Annotated in this window: 16 protein-coding genes; 13 read left to right on the top strand and 3 right to left on the bottom strand. The window is 65.9% G+C overall.

Annotated elements, in window-relative coordinates; all coding sequences use genetic code 11:
- Window positions 1–81: 81 nt before the first annotated feature.
- The 6 genes from NQJ30_RS17000 (at window position 82) to NQJ30_RS17025 (ending at window position 4,384) form a co-directional block, all read left to right on the top strand.
- Window positions 82–1,311, top strand: a complete 1,230-nt coding sequence (locus NQJ30_RS17000) for a TadA family conjugal transfer-associated ATPase (RefSeq protein ID WP_374113281.1) — start codon at window positions 82–84, stop codon at window positions 1,309–1,311.
- Window positions 1,308–2,192: a hypothetical protein gene (locus tag NQJ30_RS17005; protein ID WP_255771297.1), complete on the top strand. Its 885-nt coding sequence runs from the start codon at window positions 1,308–1,310 to the stop codon at window positions 2,190–2,192. Before NQJ30_RS17000 ends, NQJ30_RS17005 begins: the two co-directional genes overlap by 4 nt.
- On the top strand, window positions 2,189–2,812 hold the full coding sequence (locus NQJ30_RS17010; protein WP_255771298.1) for a type II secretion system F family protein: 624 nt from the start codon (window positions 2,189–2,191) through the stop codon (window positions 2,810–2,812). The genes NQJ30_RS17005 and NQJ30_RS17010 overlap by 4 nt, the downstream gene beginning before the upstream one ends.
- 266 nt (window positions 2,813–3,078) lie before the next feature.
- Window positions 3,079–3,474, top strand: coding sequence for a DUF4244 domain-containing protein (locus NQJ30_RS17015; RefSeq protein WP_255771299.1), 396 nt, complete (start codon window positions 3,079–3,081; stop codon window positions 3,472–3,474).
- 137 nt (window positions 3,475–3,611) lie between these two features.
- On the top strand, window positions 3,612–4,028 hold the full coding sequence (locus NQJ30_RS17020) for a TadE family type IV pilus minor pilin (RefSeq protein WP_255771302.1): 417 nt from the start codon (window positions 3,612–3,614) through the stop codon (window positions 4,026–4,028).
- Window positions 4,025–4,384, top strand: a complete 360-nt coding sequence (locus NQJ30_RS17025; protein ID WP_255771303.1) for an Rv3654c family TadE-like protein — start codon at window positions 4,025–4,027, stop codon at window positions 4,382–4,384. The genes NQJ30_RS17020 and NQJ30_RS17025 overlap by 4 nt, the downstream gene beginning before the upstream one ends.
- Before the next feature lie 23 nt (window positions 4,385–4,407).
- Here NQJ30_RS17025 and NQJ30_RS17030 read toward each other — a convergent pair whose 3' ends face one another.
- Complete coding sequence (locus tag NQJ30_RS17030) at window positions 4,408–6,816, bottom strand: DEAD/DEAH box helicase (RefSeq protein WP_255771304.1); 2,409 nt, start codon at window positions 6,814–6,816, stop codon at window positions 4,408–4,410.
- Window positions 6,817–6,843: 27 nt separating this feature from the next.
- On the bottom strand, window positions 6,844–7,536 hold the full coding sequence (locus NQJ30_RS17035) for a GNAT family N-acetyltransferase (RefSeq protein WP_255771305.1): 693 nt from the start codon (window positions 7,534–7,536) through the stop codon (window positions 6,844–6,846).
- A gap of 163 nt (window positions 7,537–7,699) precedes the next feature.
- Here NQJ30_RS17035 and trhO point away from each other — a divergent pair, with 163 nt between their 5' ends.
- Window positions 7,700–8,593: an oxygen-dependent tRNA uridine(34) hydroxylase TrhO gene (trhO, locus tag NQJ30_RS17040; RefSeq protein ID WP_255771307.1), complete on the top strand. Its 894-nt coding sequence runs from the start codon at window positions 7,700–7,702 to the stop codon at window positions 8,591–8,593.
- A 72-nt stretch (window positions 8,594–8,665) separates the two neighbouring features.
- Here the strand turns inward: trhO and NQJ30_RS17045 are convergent, their stop codons facing one another.
- The gene (locus NQJ30_RS17045; protein ID WP_255771308.1) at window positions 8,666–9,103 is read right to left on the bottom strand and encodes a hypothetical protein; all 438 of its coding nucleotides are present in this window, start codon (window positions 9,101–9,103) and stop codon (window positions 8,666–8,668) included.
- 127 nt (window positions 9,104–9,230) lie between these two features.
- On the opposite strand from NQJ30_RS17045, the gene NQJ30_RS17050 reads away from it, so the two are divergent.
- From NQJ30_RS17050 to NQJ30_RS17075, 6 genes are all read left to right on the top strand, one after another.
- Window positions 9,231–10,019 carry a MerR family transcriptional regulator gene (locus NQJ30_RS17050; RefSeq protein ID WP_255771310.1) on the top strand — a complete coding sequence of 263 codons (789 nt, stop codon included), beginning with the start codon at window positions 9,231–9,233 and terminating at the stop codon, window positions 10,017–10,019.
- A gap of 48 nt (window positions 10,020–10,067) precedes the next feature.
- Window positions 10,068–11,765, top strand: a complete 1,698-nt coding sequence (locus NQJ30_RS17055; RefSeq protein WP_255771311.1) for a DUF7059 domain-containing protein — start codon at window positions 10,068–10,070, stop codon at window positions 11,763–11,765.
- 159 nt (window positions 11,766–11,924) lie between these two features.
- The gene (gene topA, locus NQJ30_RS17060) at window positions 11,925–14,654 is read left to right on the top strand and encodes a type I DNA topoisomerase (protein WP_255771312.1); all 2,730 of its coding nucleotides are present in this window, start codon (window positions 11,925–11,927) and stop codon (window positions 14,652–14,654) included.
- Window positions 14,655–14,706: 52 nt separating this feature from the next.
- The gene (locus tag NQJ30_RS17065; protein ID WP_255771313.1) at window positions 14,707–15,159 is read left to right on the top strand and encodes an SseB family protein; all 453 of its coding nucleotides are present in this window, start codon (window positions 14,707–14,709) and stop codon (window positions 15,157–15,159) included.
- A 51-nt stretch (window positions 15,160–15,210) separates the two neighbouring features.
- A complete protein-coding gene (locus tag NQJ30_RS17070; protein ID WP_255771314.1) occupies window positions 15,211–16,215 on the top strand; it encodes a Ppx/GppA phosphatase family protein in 1,005 nt (334 codons plus the stop codon).
- 31 nt (window positions 16,216–16,246) lie between these two features.
- Window positions 16,247–17,302: a sodium:calcium antiporter gene (locus NQJ30_RS17075; protein ID WP_255771330.1), complete on the top strand. Its 1,056-nt coding sequence runs from the start codon at window positions 16,247–16,249 to the stop codon at window positions 17,300–17,302.
- Window positions 17,303–17,484: the final 182 nt, after the last annotated feature.

Below are 17,484 nucleotides of genomic sequence, written 5' to 3' on the forward strand. Positions count from 1 at the left end.
CCGCCGGTCCCCACGCATCCCACACCGTCGCAGGGTTTTCCGCCGCCAGCCGTCCCGCAGCGGGCCGTCCCGCAGCAAACCATCCCGCCGCAGCCGGGAAAGCTGGCCGCAACGCGGCGCCGTCAAGCGCGTGTGCTGGACCAGCGGGGCCTTGACTCGGCATTGCTGGAGACGGTCCGCGAATCAGTCATGGCCGACTCAGGGCCCGTTACCGCCTCCCGCGTTGCTGCGGCAGTGCAGGCCACGGGCCGGCTGCTGGGCACTGCAGGCTCGCTCGCCGCCGTCGAACGGATCAGTGCGGAACTCAACGGCCTTGGGCCGCTCCAGGAGCTGACCCGCGATGTTCAGGTCACAGACATCTTCGTGAATGCCCCGGACTCTGTCTGGGTAGATCGCGGGAGGGGGATTGAGCCCGCGGGTGTTTCGTTTGCCGGAGAGGCCCAGGTCAGGGCCCTGGCCTCCCGGCTCGTGGCGGCCGGCGGAAGACGGCTCGACGACGGTTCGCCATGTGTTGATGTCAGGCTCGACGGCGGCTACCGGGTGCATGCCGTCCTGCCACCGATTTCGACGGCAGGCACCCTACTGAGTGTAAGGATCCGGCGCGAGCAGGTCTTCACCATGGACGAACTCCGGTCCGGCGGCATGTTCGGCAGCCTGGTGCAGGAGGTTCTCGAACGCATGGTCCAGCACCGGCAGAGTTTCCTCATCAGCGGAGCCACCGGATCCGGGAAGACGACACTCCTGTCCACCCTGCTGGGGCTCTGTTCGCCGGCGGAGCGGCTGGTGCTGATCGAGGACGCCTCAGAACTGAACCCCGTCCATCCACACATTGTTTCGCTCGAGTCCCGGCACGGGAACCTGGAAGGCGGCGGCGAAGTGGACCTGAGCGAACTCGTTCGGCAAGCTCTGCGGATGCGCCCGGACCGGCTGGTGGTGGGTGAATGCCGGGGCGCTGAGGTGCGGGAACTCCTCACCGCGATGAATACCGGCCACACCGGCGGCGGAGGCACCATCCACGCCAACGCCGCCACCGCTGTCCCCGCCCGATTGACCGCTCTGGGCGCTCTGGCAGGTCTGGGCCAAGACGCGGTGAGGCTGCAGGCGGCCAGTGCTCTTGACGTGGTGGTCCATGTGGAGCGGTTCCGCCAGCGGCGCCGGGTGGCCTGCGTGGGAGTGGTGCAGGACGGTCCCGGCGGACTCTCCGTGGTGCCGGCGCTGGTCGACCAAGGAGGCCAAACGTCTACCGGTCCCGGCTGGGAATCACTGACTGCGCGGCTGGGGCTGTCCTCTGAGCCGGGTATTGCGGCATGACGCTGCTGCTGGCCGGGATCCTGGCGGTCGCCACCATCCTGCTGTTGAGGCCGCCGGACAGCCCGGTGGGACGCTTTCGTCGGGCCGCTGGACCGGGTAGGCAGGGCCGGGCGGGCCTTCGCGGCGTTGCCCCCGGTGATGTGGGGATCTACGCTTCCGGGCCTCGATTCAGCTTTCAGGTCCCTTGGCGCCAGGCACGGCGCGCGGGAAACGACCAAGGGCAGCTCTCCTTGACGCTCGTGGTCCAGCAGCTGGCAGCGTTGCTGACGGGCGGGCGGACTCCGGCGCGGCTCTGGGACGAATTATGGCTGGTCCACCACGGCCGCGCGGGAGCAGCACCGCATCGGTCGGAGGACCTCGTAGGGCGCGCGGACCCATCGGAAATCTCTTCGGCCGGTCGGGATGCTCCGAGGCTGAGCGGTGGTTCCCTGTCGATGCTGGGCGCCGTCCGGGCGGCCGCGTTCAGGGGCCTGCCGGTGTCCGAAGCCATCAGGCGGGCCGTCCCGGCGGCATTTCCGCACGCTGTCGGCAGGGAGCCCCGGACCTGGCTGGAACTCGCCGCGTGCTTTGACATCGCCGAAGCCAGCGGCTGTCCGCTGGCAGACGTCCTGGCGCGGTTTGCCGCTCAGCTGGAAGTCGAGGATGATGCCGAAGCCGCCAGGCAGACAGCTCTGGCGGGGCCAAAGGCAACAGTGAGTCTCCTGACATGGCTTCCGATGATGGGATTGGGCCTGGGAATGGCGCTGGGCGTGGACCCGCTGGCGATGCTGTTCGGGACGCCGCTTGGAGTGGCGGCGCTCGCAGCGGGAGTTGCCCTCACGATTGCGGGCAGAATTTGGTCCGCCCGCCTGGTGCACGCTGCGGCCGGCCTGGCGCCATGACGGAGACACTTATCCCCGGGGTGGCACTCGGGGTTGTCCTGATCGTCGTCGCGTGGCTGACCCTCTCGCCGCCAGGCAGGGCCCGGCGGAGGCTGCTAAGGATAAGCACGGCGCCGGTCAACCACCAGGAAGGGGCAGCCAGGGCTGACGCCCTGGGCTCGGCTGGCGGAAAGAACTGCCCTGACGGACTCCGGGACACAGCCATGATGCTTGAGCTTGTGGGTGCCATGCTGGACGCCGGGTCAGGGATTGGCCGTTCCCTGGAGCTCGTGGCGGCTTCGGCGTCCAGGGACTACAGCAAGGCGTTGCGGCCCGTGGTCTCTGCGCTGGCCATCGGAGCTGACTGGGAAACGGCCTGGCGAAGTTCCGAGGTCCGGCTTCCTGAAATCCTGGAGCTGCGCGACGCTCTGGGGTTCGCGGCGCTGACTGGCGCGCCGTCGTCGGCCATCCTTTATGCCCAGGCCGCCCGGCTACGGAGGGAACGATTCCGCGCCGCCGAGAAGCGGGCTGCCGCCCTGGGCGTCAAGCTGGTCATCCCGCTGGGCCTGTGTTCCCTCCCGGCCTTCATCTGCCTGGGCGTTGTCCCTGTGCTCCTGGCCCTGGTGCCCTCGGGGTCCTAAATCCGGGCCGCCGTGGTGCCTTCCGGACCATAAGTCCAACCGGCCCTCAGCGCCCCGTCTGCTCTGAAACCCCGCCTTTAGTCCCAGTGCGGGAAGGGCTCGACAAACGGGGAATGACTTCCGCACCGCCCGGTCTCTTCCTCCACAGGCTTGGAATAGGCCACCTTTTCCACTTGGGGGAGATTTGCCCTTACCGGCCTCCCGGAACCTCGGAAGAGTCGACAGCAGCCGGCAACAGGGCCGGAGCACAGAAGGGAATCATGAACATGACCATCACCCAAAGCAGCCTTTTCCCAGTCCCTGCACCCGATCTCAGCACCGGATTTGCAGGTGCGTCACGGGGCTCCGCGGAACCGGTGAATCTAGGAGGGGACGTCAATGCAGGCCGGGCCGTCAAGGACGGACAGGGCGGGTGCACCTGCCAACGGGATGAGAACCGGGAATCCGCAGGCAACGTTGTGGAGCTTTACCCCGCTGTTCGCGAGGCGACGGTACGGCGGCCACGGCTCACAGCGTCGGAGGCCGGAATGGCCACTGCCGAATATGCCATCGCAACGCTGGCAGCCGTGGGCTTTGCCGGGCTACTGGTCTTTATCCTCCGCAGTGACGAAGTACGGGGGTTCCTGTTGAACCTCATCCGTACGGCGCTGGCCTTGCCATGAGTCATGCGTCGGCAGCGCCGCACCCGGACACTGACGGGGGCAGCATCAGGACGCCCGCAGCTGAGTCATTCGGTCGTGGCGGTCGTGGCGGTTGTGGCGGTCGCGGAAATCGCGGGCCGGGGAAGGCCCGGGGCGCCATGACGGGTGCCGTGACGGCCGAATTCGCCGTGGCGTTGCCCGCCGTCCTGCTGCTGCTCGCGCTGCTTCTGTCCGGGGCCGCTGCCGGCGTAACCCAGCTCAGGCTCGAGGAGGCGGCGCTCGCCGGCGCCAGGGCGCTTGCCCGGGGCGAGGACCCGGCCGCGGTGGAGGGCATCGTCAGGACACTGGCGGGCACGTCGGCCACAGCGTCCGTGGCTGCCGACGACGGGTGGCTGCACGTCACGGTGGCTGACCGGGTGGACGGCCCGCTGGGGGCTGCCCTGCCGTGGACCCTTACAGCGAAAGCCAGTGCCCGGAGTGAGATGCCAACGATCGCCGGCCCTCTCCGCCACCGCATGCTGTTGCAGGAGTTGGTGCCGCTACCGCTATCGAACCCGGGAACGGTTGCGGCATGAGCGGCCAGGCGGGAGACCACGCCGAACGCGGCTCCGGGACAGTATTGGCGGCAGGCCTGGCCTTGGTAATCATCATGGCTATGGCCTTGATGCTGCTCCTCGCGCAGTCAGCGGTGATGGCGAGCAGGGCGGCGGCAGCCGCCGACCTTGGTGCCCTTGCCGGCGCCGACGCGTTGCGCGGCCTCACCTCGGGGGATCCCTGTGCCGTGGCAGCGGAGGTTGCGGCACAACACGACGCAGTTCTCACGAGCTGTGCTGAAGGGGAAGGCCAGACCATGGAGGTCAGCACCATCCTGAACGCCCGCAACATGCTCGGTGCCGCCAGCGGTCACGCGCGGGCCGGGCCGCCGCCCTGAGCCGAAGCCGGGTTGAGGTCGCGTTACGAGTGTGCTGTGTGTGACGTGCGTGGGGAAAGGTCGCGGGCGGGGGCTTCGCCCGCATCCATTTCGCTCGCATCCTTGAGGAGAACATCGATCAGCGTGATGGCTGCCGCCTTGTCCAGGGGATTGTTTTTGTTCCCGCATTTGGGGGACTGCACGCAGGACGGGCAGCCGGACTCACACTCACAGGCCTTGATGGCGTCGCGTGTCGCCGAGAGCCATACCTTCGCCTTGTCGAAGCCGCGCTCGGCGAAGCCTGCACCGCCGGGGTGCCCGTCGTACACAAAGATGGTGGGCACCCCGGTGTCGGCATGGATAGCCGTGGACACGCCTCCAATGTCCCAACGGTCACTGGAGGCAACCAGCGGCAGCAGGCCGATCGCCGCGTGCTCGGCAGCATGCAGTGCCCCCGGGAACTGGGCTTCGATCAGACCGGCGCCGGTCAGTGACCGGTTCTCCACCACAAACCAGACAGCCTTGGTGAACAGGTCACGGGCGCCCAGTTCCAAGGGTTCCTCCCCGAGTATTTCGTTGGAAATCAGGGCTTTCCGCTGGAAGGACACAACTTGGGTCGTTACCTTGACGTCGCCAAAATGCACGGAAACGTCCCCCCACTGCGCGGTCCGCTGGGTTTCGAGGACCTCGATCTGGGTGACGTCCCGGGCTGTGGTGTAGTAGTCGGGATTGGCGCGGCGGACCATTACGCAATGGTCGTCTTCGTTCAGGTCCTCCACCACGTAGGTATCACCCTGATGCACGTATACCGCGCCGGTGTGGGCCTGGTAGTGCGTCTGGGGCGAGTCCATGGTCCCCAGCAGGGAACCGGTGTCGGCGTCCACGATGCTCACGGGGCCGCCGCCGTCGGCCCTCAGGTTCACCATGGCGGCGGCGCTCTGGGAGTGCGTCCAGAACCAGCCCGCCGGCCGGCGGCGCAGGTAGCCCTGCGCAACAAGCTGGTCCAGCAGCTTTTCGGATGTGCTGCCGAAGAGATCCAGTTCGGCGACGCCGAGCGGGAGTTCCGCGGCGGCGGCGCAAAGATGCGGCCCCAGGACGTAGGGGTTGGAGGGGTCAAAAACTGTTGCTTCGACGGAGACGTCGAAGATCGCCTCCGGATGGTTTACCAGGTACGTATCCAGGGGATCATCGCTGGCAACAAACGCCGCTATGGCATCCTGGCCTGCACGGCCGGCCCGCCCGATCTGCTGGAAGAGGGACGCGCGGGTTCCGGGCCACCCTGCCACCAGCACGGCGTCCAGCCCGGAAATATCAATCCCCAGTTCCAGGGCAGAGGTGCTGGAAACACCAAGGAGCTCACCGGACCGGAGGGCCTTCTCCAAGGCCCGCCGCTCCTCCGGCAGGTAGCCGGATCGGTAAGCCGCCACACGTTGCGGGAGGCTGGGGTCCACTTCGTCGAGGAGCCGCTTGGTGATCGTAGAGATGGCCTCCGCGCCACGCCGGGACTTGATGAAAGCGATGGTCCGGATCCTGGCGGAGACCAGGTTGGCCAGGAGATCAGCTGTTTCGGCAACGGCGGTACGGCGCTCCTTGGCCCCGTTTTCGCCCTTCAGCTCCGTCAGTGCGGGCTCCCAGAAGGCAACGGTGGTGGAACCATGAGGCGAGCAGTCCTCGGCAACGGCCCGGACCGGAGCCCCGATCAGCCGCCCGAAGGAGGTGCCCGGCTCCGACGCGGTGGCCGACGCGGCGATGAAGACCGGTCCGGGATGGGCGGTCCCGGCACCGTAGTAAGTGCAGATGCGGCGAAGCCGGCGCATCAGGTTCGCCACATGCGAACCGAACACACCGCGGTAGCTGTGTGCCTCATCCACAATCACGTAGCGGAGACGACGGAAGAAACTGGCCCACCAGGCGTGATTCGGGAGAATTCCGAAGTGCAGCATGTCTGGATTCGCGAGAATGAAGTTGGCGTGGTCCCGGATCCACCGGCGGGACGCGGGGTCGGTGTCGCCGTCGTACGTTTCGGCCCGCACGGTGGGCAGCCTCAAGGACCGGATGGCGGCAAGTTGGTCGGCGGCGAGCGCCTTGGTGGGGGAGAGGTAGAGCGTGACGGCGCCGTCGTCGTGGATCTTCCCCGGCTCGGACACCACGCGCAGTTCGGAGCGGTGGATGGCGTCCAGGGCGGGCAGCTGATAGGCGAGCGATTTTCCAGAGGCGGTGCCGGTGGCAATCACCACATGCTCGCCGCCGTGGGCGAGGTCGGCGGCCTGGATCTGGTGCCGGTACGGCTCGTGGATGCCCAGGGAGCCGTAGGCCGACACCAGGTCGGGATGCGCCCAGTCAGGCCACGGTTCGTGGACCGCCCGGCGTGCAGGGATGGTGTGGACATGACGGAGCTGCTCCGGGTCCGGGCCGCGGCCCAGCAACGGGATCAGCGAGTCATGGGGGTTCACCCCAACATTCTTTCACCCGCAGAAAAATCAGCCCCCGGACAGATCCGCACCCTCGTTGGAGGTGGACAGCATCAGCACACGGCACACAACGGTCCAGCCCAGGTGGGAATACAGTTTCTGGCCGTCCAGCGAGGCCAGCAGCAGGCCGTTTTCCACATCCGGGCCGATGGCCTGCGCTGCGAGGGCCTTCATGATGAAACTGCCCAGGCCCCGGCGCTGGAACGCGGGCTGGACCACAATCTTGTCGAACACTGCCGTCCCGTCGACCACAAACACCCGGCCGCTGGCCGCGACCTCATCGCCGGAACGGACAACGGCGTGGTGGACGCCGTCGAGTTTCGACGTGACCAGTTTCAAATCGTCATCCGAGAGCCATGGATCCTCGGTGTCCTGGGTTTCCATGTCCACGATCATCATGGCCTGCGACGCGGACGTGATGTTCAACCCGTGTTTCTCAGCCAGCTGCGTATAGCGAAGGACGTCGTTGGTCAGGATGGTCATAATCCGCGTCGGAGCTTCAACGGTCTTCGCTACCAAAGCCGCGAACTCGGTATCGGAGGGGTCGTGGGAGAAATACTCCCAGTCCCCGGTGGTGTCGGCCCGCAGTGCAGCGGGGAAGCGGCCCTCTGTTGATGTCTGATATCCGCGGCAACCGGCCCAACCGGTTACCCAGACTTCAAGAAGGTTTGTAATGTCTTCAACCAAGGCGTCCGGACTCATGTGATGAGGGTATTCCAGCCCCGTCACAAGCAACAGGGGTACGGCTCCCGGAACTGACTTGCTTATGCAATCGTGATAGGCGGAATCGGCGGCACAGACCGTCGAGGCCAGACGCAAAGGCCGCCGCGGACCCGACACGGACAAAGCCAGTACCCTTAAATACGTGGCTTTGAACCGAATTGTGCTCTTTTACGGCTTTACCCCCCTCCCTGATCCGGAAGCGGTGCGGCTCTGGCAGCGTGCCCTGTGCGAGAAGCTGGGGCTGACCGGACGCATCCTCATCTCCAAGGACGGCATCAACGCGACGGTGGGCGGCGAAATCCACGCGGTCAAGCAGTACGTCAAGACCACGCGCGAATACAGGGGTTTCCACGGCATTGACGTGAAATGGTCCGACGGCGGCGCGGCGGACTTCCCGCGACTGAGCGTTAAGGTGCGGGACGAGATCGTCTCTTTCGGCGCTCCCGGTGAACTCAAGGTCGATGCCAACGGTGTTATGGGCGGCGGCATCCACCTCAAACCCGAGGAGCTGCACGAACTCGTGGACGCCAGGAAGGAAGCCGGCGAGGACGTGGTGTTCTTCGACGGCCGCAACGCCTTCGAAGCCCAGATCGGCAAATTCAAGGACGCGATCGTCCCGGACGTCGCCACCACGCACGACTTCATCAAGGAACTCGAGTCCGGCAAATACGACGCCCTCAAGGACAAGCCCGTGGTCACATACTGCACCGGCGGCATCCGCTGCGAGGTGCTCTCGAGCCTGATGGTGAACCGCGGCTTCAAGCAGGTCTACCAGCTCGACGGCGGCATTGTCCGCTACGGCGAAACGTTCAAGGACCAGGGCCTGTGGGAAGGTTCGCTGTACGTCTTCGACAAGCGCATGCACCTGGAATTCAGCGAGGACGCGAAAACCATCGGCGAATGCGTCCGCTGTTCCGCGCCCACCAGCAAGTTTGAGAACTGTTCCAACCTCAGCTGCCGTAACCTCACGCTGTACTGCGCCGAGTGCGCTGCCAGCCCCGAGACACTGCGCTGCCCGCAAGGCTGCGCCGCCTAAGCAATACTGAGGCCCGGCTCGCCCGGATCGCCCGGATCGCCCGGATCGCGTAGCCGGCCCCGGACCCCGACTTCAGCCGGCCTGCACGAGCTGATACGCATACAGTGTCGGGGCGTCCACGCTGGAGACGCTGAGCTCCAGGGCTGCGGCCTTGGCCAGGGTGATTTTTGTGCTTTCCCGGGTCCCGTAGCACGCAGCGCCAAGGTCCACGAGTTCCTGGCCCGCAGACCGGACGGCGAGAAAGGCCTTGCCGCCGCCGTCGCAGACCAACGTCAAGGTATAGGTGCCGGCCGGCACGTTCTCCGTATGCTCCACCGGGCCGGCCTTGAGGAGTCTGCCTGAGTCCTCGGCCACGATGCCACTGATGGACGGCAGCGCCGTGGCTTTCCAACCCGGCACATCAGCGTTCTCCACCGAGAGCTGCTGGGCGCAGCCTGAGGCGGCCAGAACGACGACGGCGGCGGCCACAGTTGCCAGGGCGCGCGGCATGGAGGTGGGAAAGAGAGCCATGCTCCAAACTTACCCGGCGCCGCTGGCCTTCCCTGCGCCGAGGCCCTTGACCTTGACGTTACGTCAACATCTATCGTTAAAACATCGGTTGAGATATCGGCGGAAAAGCCCTGGGCAGGAGGGACACATGGACTGGTCGATCCAGGACATCGCCCGGATCGCGGGCACCACCAGCAGGACGCTGCGGCACTATGACAGCATCGGCCTGCTCAAACCCAGCCGCACCGGCCACAACGGCTACCGCTACTACAACCAGGCCGCGCTGGTACAGCTCCAGCGCATCCTGCTCCTGCGCGGACTCGGGCTGGGCCTGCCGGTCATCAGCCAGGTGCTCGACGACGAAACGGACGCCGCGAAGGCACTCACCGGTCATCTCGCATGGCTGAAGCAGGAACAGGACAGGCTGGCGCGGCAGATCGCCTCAGTCACACAAACCATCAACGCAGTGAAAGGAGGCGGCGAAATCATGGCGGACGACATGTTCAACGGTTTCGACCACACGCAGTACAAGGACGAGGTGGAGGAACGCTGGGGCCAGGACGCCTACGCGACGGGAGACTCGTGGTGGCGCGGGATGAGCGCCGACGAGAAGGCCGCCTGGAAGCGGCACTCGCAGCAACTCGGACAGGACTGGATTGCAGCCGCCACAGCGGGCCTCGCCCCGGACAGCGCCGAAGCCCAAGCCCTGGCCAAGCGGCACGTCGACTGGCTGACGGGGATCCCGGGTACACCCGCGTCGGAGGCACGGCGCGGGGGAGCCGAAGCGGGATCAGGCAAGGCCGACATCGCGGGATACGTCACCGGCCTCGGCGAGATGTACGTTGCCGATCCCAGGTTCGCCAAGAACTACGGCGGTGCGAACGGAGCCGCCTTCGTCCGGGACGCCCTGAAGATCTACGCCGAGGAGAACCTGTAGCGGCAGGGCCCATCCGGGCCATGGTTTCTGCGCCAATAGACTTGGGCAGTGACTGATTCCACGCTCTTCCTGGCCGGCAACACCCCCGACGCGCCCCGCAGCGACCTCCCCGACCTGTTGGCAGCGCTCGCCACGGACCTCCGGGGAATCGACTACACGCTCGACGGCGTGGCCGGGCTGCTCGGCGAATCAGCCTACAACGCGCTCAACCGCGACCAGATCATCCCCGCCCTGCTGGCCACCGAGAGCGCCACACGCGGTGAGTCTCCGAACGGTGAACGCACGACGGCGGCGCTCGCCGCCGTCGTACGTCTCTGGCTCCTGGCGGAACCCCAGACTCAGGCAACGCTCGACGCCGCCCTGCCGGGGATCCGGGCAGCCGGACTCGTCGAGCTGGGGCTGCTTGAGCCCGTACCCGGCACTGCCGAAGACGGCCTGATGCAGGCCAGGGCGGATCTGCGGCCGTACGGCTGGGAGGGTGCCGAAACGGAGGAATCTGTCAGCAGCGGCGGCGCCGAGCTCTGGGTGGCCAGCGACCTCGCGGCGCACCAGCAGGCGGGGATGCTGCGGCACGACCATGTGCTGGGGATTGGGCAGGCATCCACCACGCTGGTCCAAACCACCATCCGCCGGCATGTTGCCAGGGCGCTGGACCTCGGGACGGGCTGCGGAATCCAGTCGTTCCACCTGCTGCACCATGCCGAGCACGTCACCGCCACGGACATTTCCGAGCGTGCCCTGGCCTTTACCCGGTTCAACCTGCTCCTGAACGCCGAGGCGCTGCATCTGGATCCGGAGCATCTGGAAGACCGCGTGAGCCTGCGGCTGGGTTCGCTCCTGGAGCCCGTGGCTGGGGAGGAATTCGATCTGGTGGTGTCCAACCCGCCGTTTGTGATTACGCCGCGGACGCTTGGCGAGGAGGCCTCCGGCCAGTTCACATACCGCGACGGCGGCCTGCCCGGGGACGAGATCGTGTCCTCGCTGATCCGGGACCTGCCATCCGTCCTGGCTCCTGGCGGAACAGCCCAGTTATTGGGCAACTGGGAGATCCCCGCCGGAGCGGCGTGGGCGGATCGGCCGGAAAGCTGGGTCAGCCCGGACGTGGACGCCTGGTTCATCCAGCGCGAACAGGTCAGCCCGGAACAGTACGCCGAGACCTGGTTGCAGGACGCCTCCGAATCCCGCGACCGGCAGCACTACCGCGACGCCTACGCGGCCTACCTCGCGGACTTCGCCTCCCGGAACGTGGCGGGGATCGGCTTTGGCATGATCTGGCTCCGACGGCCCGCCGTCGGGTCGGGCGACGGGGCGCCGGTTGCTGCCGCCATCCGCCGGTTCGAGGAAATCACCTACCCCATCGAACAGCCCGTCGGCCCGCACCTGGGCGCCGCCGTCGAGCGTTCCGACTGGCTCGCCACGCACAATCTGGCGGACACGCACCTGCTCGTGGCGGACGACGTCACCGAGGAACGCCATCAGCGCCCCGGCGCCGAACACCCGGGTGTGATCCTGCTCCGCCAAGGGGCCGGACTGCGGCGCACCAACCTGCTCAGCACCGAACTGGCCGGCTTCGTTTCCGCGTGCGACGGCGACCTCTCCGTTGGGCAGATCATCGGTGCTTTGGCCGCGCTGCTGGGCGGCAGCCTGGCCGGGGATGACGGGTTCGACGGCGGCGCATTCCGCGCGGGGCTACTCGCCGAAGTGGGAAATCTGCTCCGTGACGGGTTCCTGATTCCGGCCGAATAAACGCTGCCCCGGCGGCTGTGGAAAACGGGAATCCGGGGCCCGGAAAGCGTCCCGCAGACCCTGACGTTTTCCACATAAATGCGCATCCTTGGCCAAAATATGGTGAACTAGGCGAATATGGGCTCATCTGCCCGAGCAACCTTTTTCTGTAGGAGCACCGTGCCAAGCAAGGCCAAAACCGGCAAGAAACTCGTGATCGTAGAGTCTCCGGCCAAGAGCAAGACCATCGCCAAGTACCTCGGCGAGGGCTTCATTGTCGAGGCCTCCATCGGGCACATCCGGGACCTGCCGCAGCCGTCCGAGCTTCCCGCGGAACTGAAGAAAACCTCGGTGGGCAAGTTCGCCGTCGACATCGACAACGACTTCAAGCCCTACTACGTCGTGTCCGCGGATAAGCGGAAAAAGGTCACCGAACTGAAGGCCGCGCTGAAAGATGCCGACGCCCTCTATCTCGCAACCGATGGGGACCGCGAGGGCGAGGCCATCGCGTGGCACCTGCTGGAAGTGCTCAAGCCCAAGGTTCCGGTGTACCGGATGACGTTCGGCGAAATCACCAAGGAAGCCATCCACCGTGCCATGGACAACCTGCGCGATGTTGATACGGCCCTGGTGGACGCGCAGGAAACCCGCCGCGTGCTGGACCGCCTCTACGGCTACGAAATTTCCCCCGTGCTGTGGCGCAAGGTGGCACGCGGCCTGTCCGCCGGCCGCGTGCAGTCCGTGGTCACCCGCATGGTGGTGGACCGCGAACGCGAACGCATGGCCTTCAAAGCCGCCTCGTACTGGGACCTGACCGGCCAGTTCGCCGCCGGTTCGGCCTCCTTCAAGGCAAAGCTCGCCGCGGTTGACGGTGCCAAGGTGGCCAGCGGCCGCGATTTTAACGACGACGGCGTCCTCACCGCCCGCAATGCGGTGCACCTGAATGAGGAACTCGCCACGTCGTTGGCCACCGGGCTCCAGGATGCGGACTTCCGTGTCCGGTCCGTGGACACCAAGCCGTATACCCGCCGTCCCGCCGCGCCGTTCACCACCTCGACGCTGCAGCAGGAGGCCGGCCGCAAGCTGCGCTTCTCCTCCAAGAGCACCATGCAGATCGCACAGCGCCTGTATGAAAACGGCTACATCACCTATATGCGTACCGACTCCTCGGCCCTGAGCGACGAGGCCGTCACGGCTGCCCGCCGCCAGGCTTCCGAGCTGTACGGTCCGGAATACGTTCCCGCCTCACCGCGCGTCTACTCCAACAAGGCCGCCAACGCGCAGGAGGCCCACGAGGCTGTCCGTCCCGCCGGTGACTCTTTCCGCACGCCGGCGCAGGTGGCCAGCCAGCTCTCCGGCGACGAGTTCCGCCTGTACGAGCTGATCTGGAAGCGCACCGTCGCCTCACAGATGGGCGACGCCAAGGGCTCCACGGCCACCATCCGCCTGGGTGCCGTTGCCGCAGACGGCCGGGACGCTGAGTTCTCCGCCTCCGGCACCGTTATCACCTTCCCGGGCTTCCTGGCCGCGTACGAAGAAGGCAAGGACGAGAGCCGCGGCGACGACGACTCCGACGAGGCCCGCAGGCTCCCGAACGTGGCGAAGGACGACGCCCTGACGGCGTCGGAGATTGTGGCTGTGGGCCACGAGACCTCCCCGCCGCCGCGCTTCACCGAAGCGTCGCTGACCGCCGAGCTGGAGAAGAAGGGCATCGGCCGTCCGTCAACCTATGCCTCCACCATCTCCACCATCCAGGACCGCGGCTACGTCCGGAAACAGGGCTCCGCGCTGGTGCCCAGCTGGATCGCCTTCTCCGTGATCCGCCTCCTGGAGCAGCACTTCACCGACTATGTTGACTACGAATTTACGGCCGACATGGAAGCGGACCTCGACAAGATCGCCAACGGCCAAGCCCGGGGACCGGCCTGGCTCAAGCACTTCTACTTCGGCGAGGACACCGAACCGGGCCTGCTGAGCATCGTGAACAACCTCGGCGACATCGACGCCCGGGAAATCAATTCGATTCCCATCACGGACGAGATCACACTGCGGGTGGGCAAGTTTGGCCCGTATCTCGAAAGCTCCGCCGCCACGGTGGACCCCAAGACCGGCGAAATCGTCGAGAACTCCCGGGCGAACGTTCCCGAGGAGCTGGCTCCGGACGAACTGACCGCCGCCAAGGCAGTGGAACTGATGGAGACGGCCGCGCCGGAGGAACGCGTGCTGGGTGCGGATCCGCACACCGGACACACCGTGGTTGCCAAAAACGGCCGCTACGGCGCCTACGTCACCGAAGTCATCCCGGAGATGACCGAGGAACAGATCGCCAACCAGCCGGTGGAGTACTACAAAAACGGCAAACCCAAGCCGCCGAAGAAGCCTGTCAAGGCCAAACCGCGCACCGGTTCGCTGTTCAAGTCCATGACAGTGGACTCGGTCACCTTGGACGAAGCACTCCAGCTGATGAGCCTGCCCCGCGCGCTCGGGGAGGACGCCGAAGGCAACCTCATCACGGTTCAGAACGGCCGCTTTGGACCGTACCTGAAGAAGGGCACGGACTCCCGCTCGATCGGCACCGAAGAGGAAATCTTTACCATCACGCTCGAGCAGGCGCTGGAGATCTACTCCCAGCCGAAACAGCGTGGCGCCCGCGCCGCCGTGCCGCCGCTGGCCGAATTCGGTCCGGACCCCGTCTCGGAGAAGAACATCGTGGTGAAGGAAGGCCGCTTCGGGCCGTACATCACGGACGGCATCACCAACATCACCGTTCCCCGCGCCACCTCCCTGGAAGAACTCACCCGGGAACAGGCCGTGGAACTCCTCGCCGAGAAGCGGGCCAAGGGGCCGGTCAAGCGCACCACCACGGCCCGCAAGGCACCTGCCAAGAAGAAGGCCCCGGCCAAAAAATAGGTGCCGGGTTGGTGGAATTGCGGTGCCGGGCTCAACGTGGTCGAGTAGATACATGACTGAACAGCCCGGCACAGCCGACCCTACGCCGCTGAACGACCTCGAAGAGAAGCTCGCCCTGGGCGGCCAGCCTGAGGGCAGCCCGGTGGACGTCATCCTGTCGTTCCTCAACAGCGAGGTGTACGTCATCAGCACCGACGGCATCGAGGGCGAAGATTCCCAAGTGGAGCCGCTGGTTCTTGCAAACGCCGACGGCGACCCTGTCCTCGCGGTATTTTCGCACCCGAGCCGGGTGGACGAGCAGTACCTTGAGGCGGCCCCGAACGTGCTGGGGACGCAGGGCGCGGCCATCATCGCCAACATCGGCGAGGAACTGGGCATGGTGATCAACCCCGGAGCCGCTTACGGTTTCGAGATCAACCCGGAGGGCGTGGCGAACATCAAGCGCGATTTCAAGCGCGCCGATGAACTGCCCGAGGGCTCACCTGAGGACCCTTCGACCAACTGAGATTTTTGGGCCGGTTGTGAGTGCGGGGCCGCCCGGGGGAATAATGGCAGGATGCGGCTAGGCGTCCTTGATATCGGGTCCAATACTGTCCATCTCCTCCTGGTGGATGCCCACCCCGGCGCGCGGCCGGTGGCTTTCGCCTCACACAAGCGCCCGCTGTCCCTGGTCCAATACCTGGACGCCGACGGCAACATCACCGATGAGGGCCAGCACGAGCTGACCGAATTCGTCCTGGAAGCCTGGGAATTCGCTGCCCGGCACAAAGCCGATGACCTGCTGGCGTTTTGTACCTCGGCTATCCGTGAAGCCACCAACGGCCCTGCCGTGCTGGCGCGCGTCAAGTACGAGACCACGGTGACCCTGCAGGAGCTGACGGGCAGCGAAGAAGCGTCCATGACCTTTTTTGCGGTCCGCCGCTGGTACGGCTGGGGCGCCGGGCCTGTCCTGAACCTGGATATTGGTGGCGGATCCTTCGAAATGGCCTTTGGCCAGGACGAGCTGCCGGAGATGGCCACCTCCGTTCCGCTAGGTGCCAGCCGCCTGACCCGTGACTGGCTGGCGGAGGATCCGCCGTCGGCCAAGAGCGTCAAGGAACTGCGCCGCTACATCCGCTCAACACTGGCGCCCGCGGTGAAACAGTTTGAAGGGCTGGGGCGCGCGAACCTTGTGGCCGGCACCTCAAAGACTTTCCGGTCGCTGGCCAGGATCGCCGGGGCAGCCCCAAGCGCCGCCGGCCCGTATGTGAAGCGCGAGCTCAACGCCACCGACCTGGGCGTCTGGGCCCAGCGGATTTCCGCCATGAAGGTGGAGGACCGCCTCTTCCTGCCGGGCGTGTCCGAGGCCCGCGCCCATCAATTGCTCGCCGGCGCCCTGGTGGCTGAAGCCGCGCTGGAGATGTTCAAGTTCAAGAAACTGAGGATCTGCCCGTGGGCCCTGCGCGAGGGACTGATCCTGCGGCGCCTGGACCAGCTGGTCTTCGCGGGTCCATTGGATCCGGCACCGCACGTAGTTGAACTCGGCGCAAGCCGAAATGCCGTCGAGGCAACACCCGCCTAAGGTTTTAGGACGAGGAGCCAAAGTGGAGTCGATGCCGCTGCTGATGTTGGTGCTGATTTTTGCTGCTGCCGCGGCCGCCATCTGGCTGGCCGGAGTTCAGCTGTCGCGGCAAACCGACATCCTTGACGACAGGCTCCACCTCGGATCGGCACTTGGTGGCCTGATTCTCTTGGCGGTGGCCACAAACCTGCCGGAGATTGCCATTACGGTGAGTGCGGCTGCCACCGGAAATATTGGCGTTGCTGTGGGTAACATCCTGGGTGGCATAGCGATCCAGACGGTGGTGCTTGTTGTCCTGGACCTGTTCGGTACCAGGGGCCCCGAACCCTTGAGCTACCGGGCCGCATCTTTGTCGCTGGTCATCGAGGCGGTTACGGTCATCGGGATACTCGGCGTCGTGATCGCAGGCAGCCAAATGCCGGCGTCGCTGGTGGCATTCCGGCTAACGCCAGCCGCAGTGCTGATCGTCCTGGTCTGGGTGTTGGGCCTGTTCCTGGTCCAACGCTCCCAGAAGTCCTTGCCATGGCATGAGCAGGGACATGCTCCGGGTAGCCAGGCTAAACCGCGCGGACACAGCAAGGGGACGTCCCCGAAGAACGCAAAGCCGCCGAGTACCGCGCGCTCGGTCACGATCTTCACTATTGCCGCCGCCGTCACCCTCGCTGCCGGCGTGGCGCTTGAACGCAGCGGCGACGCGATCGCGGGCCAGATGGGTCTCTCCGGGGTCCTATTTGGCGCCACGTTCCTGGCGCTGGCAACGTCCTTGCCGGAGATCTCCACCGGCTTGGCATCAGTGAAGCAGGGGGACTACAAACTCGCTTTCAGCGACATCTTCGGCGGCAACGCGTTTCTGCCCGTCCTCTTCCTGGTTGCCGTACTGATCTCCGGAAAACCGGTTCTTCCGCAGGCCCAGTCAACCGACATCTATCTCACAGCACTGGCCATCCTGCTGACGCTGGTATACATGCTGGGACTGATCTTCAGGCCCCGGCGGAAAGTGCTGGGCATGGGGGTCGACTCCCTGATCGTTCTGATCCTGTACCTGCTGGGCGTCGGGGGCCTTTTCGCCGTCGCCTCCGCGGGCTAAAGGCTGTTAAACGCGAAAGCGCCGGGGTCCGCAGCAGGAAAATGGGGGGAAACCTGCTGCAAACCACCGGCGCCTCGGGCAAACATCCCCATGCTTGCCGCATCACTCGCACCCTCAATGAGGTAATAACTACGATAGGGCGGCAACTTGTGAACAAGCTGCGGCCAACATGGGAGTCCGCT

Origin of the sequence: Pseudarthrobacter sulfonivorans, assembly GCF_024391045.1 — a bacterium.
Lineage (GTDB): Bacteria > Actinomycetota > Actinomycetes > Actinomycetales > Micrococcaceae > Arthrobacter > Arthrobacter sulfonivorans_B.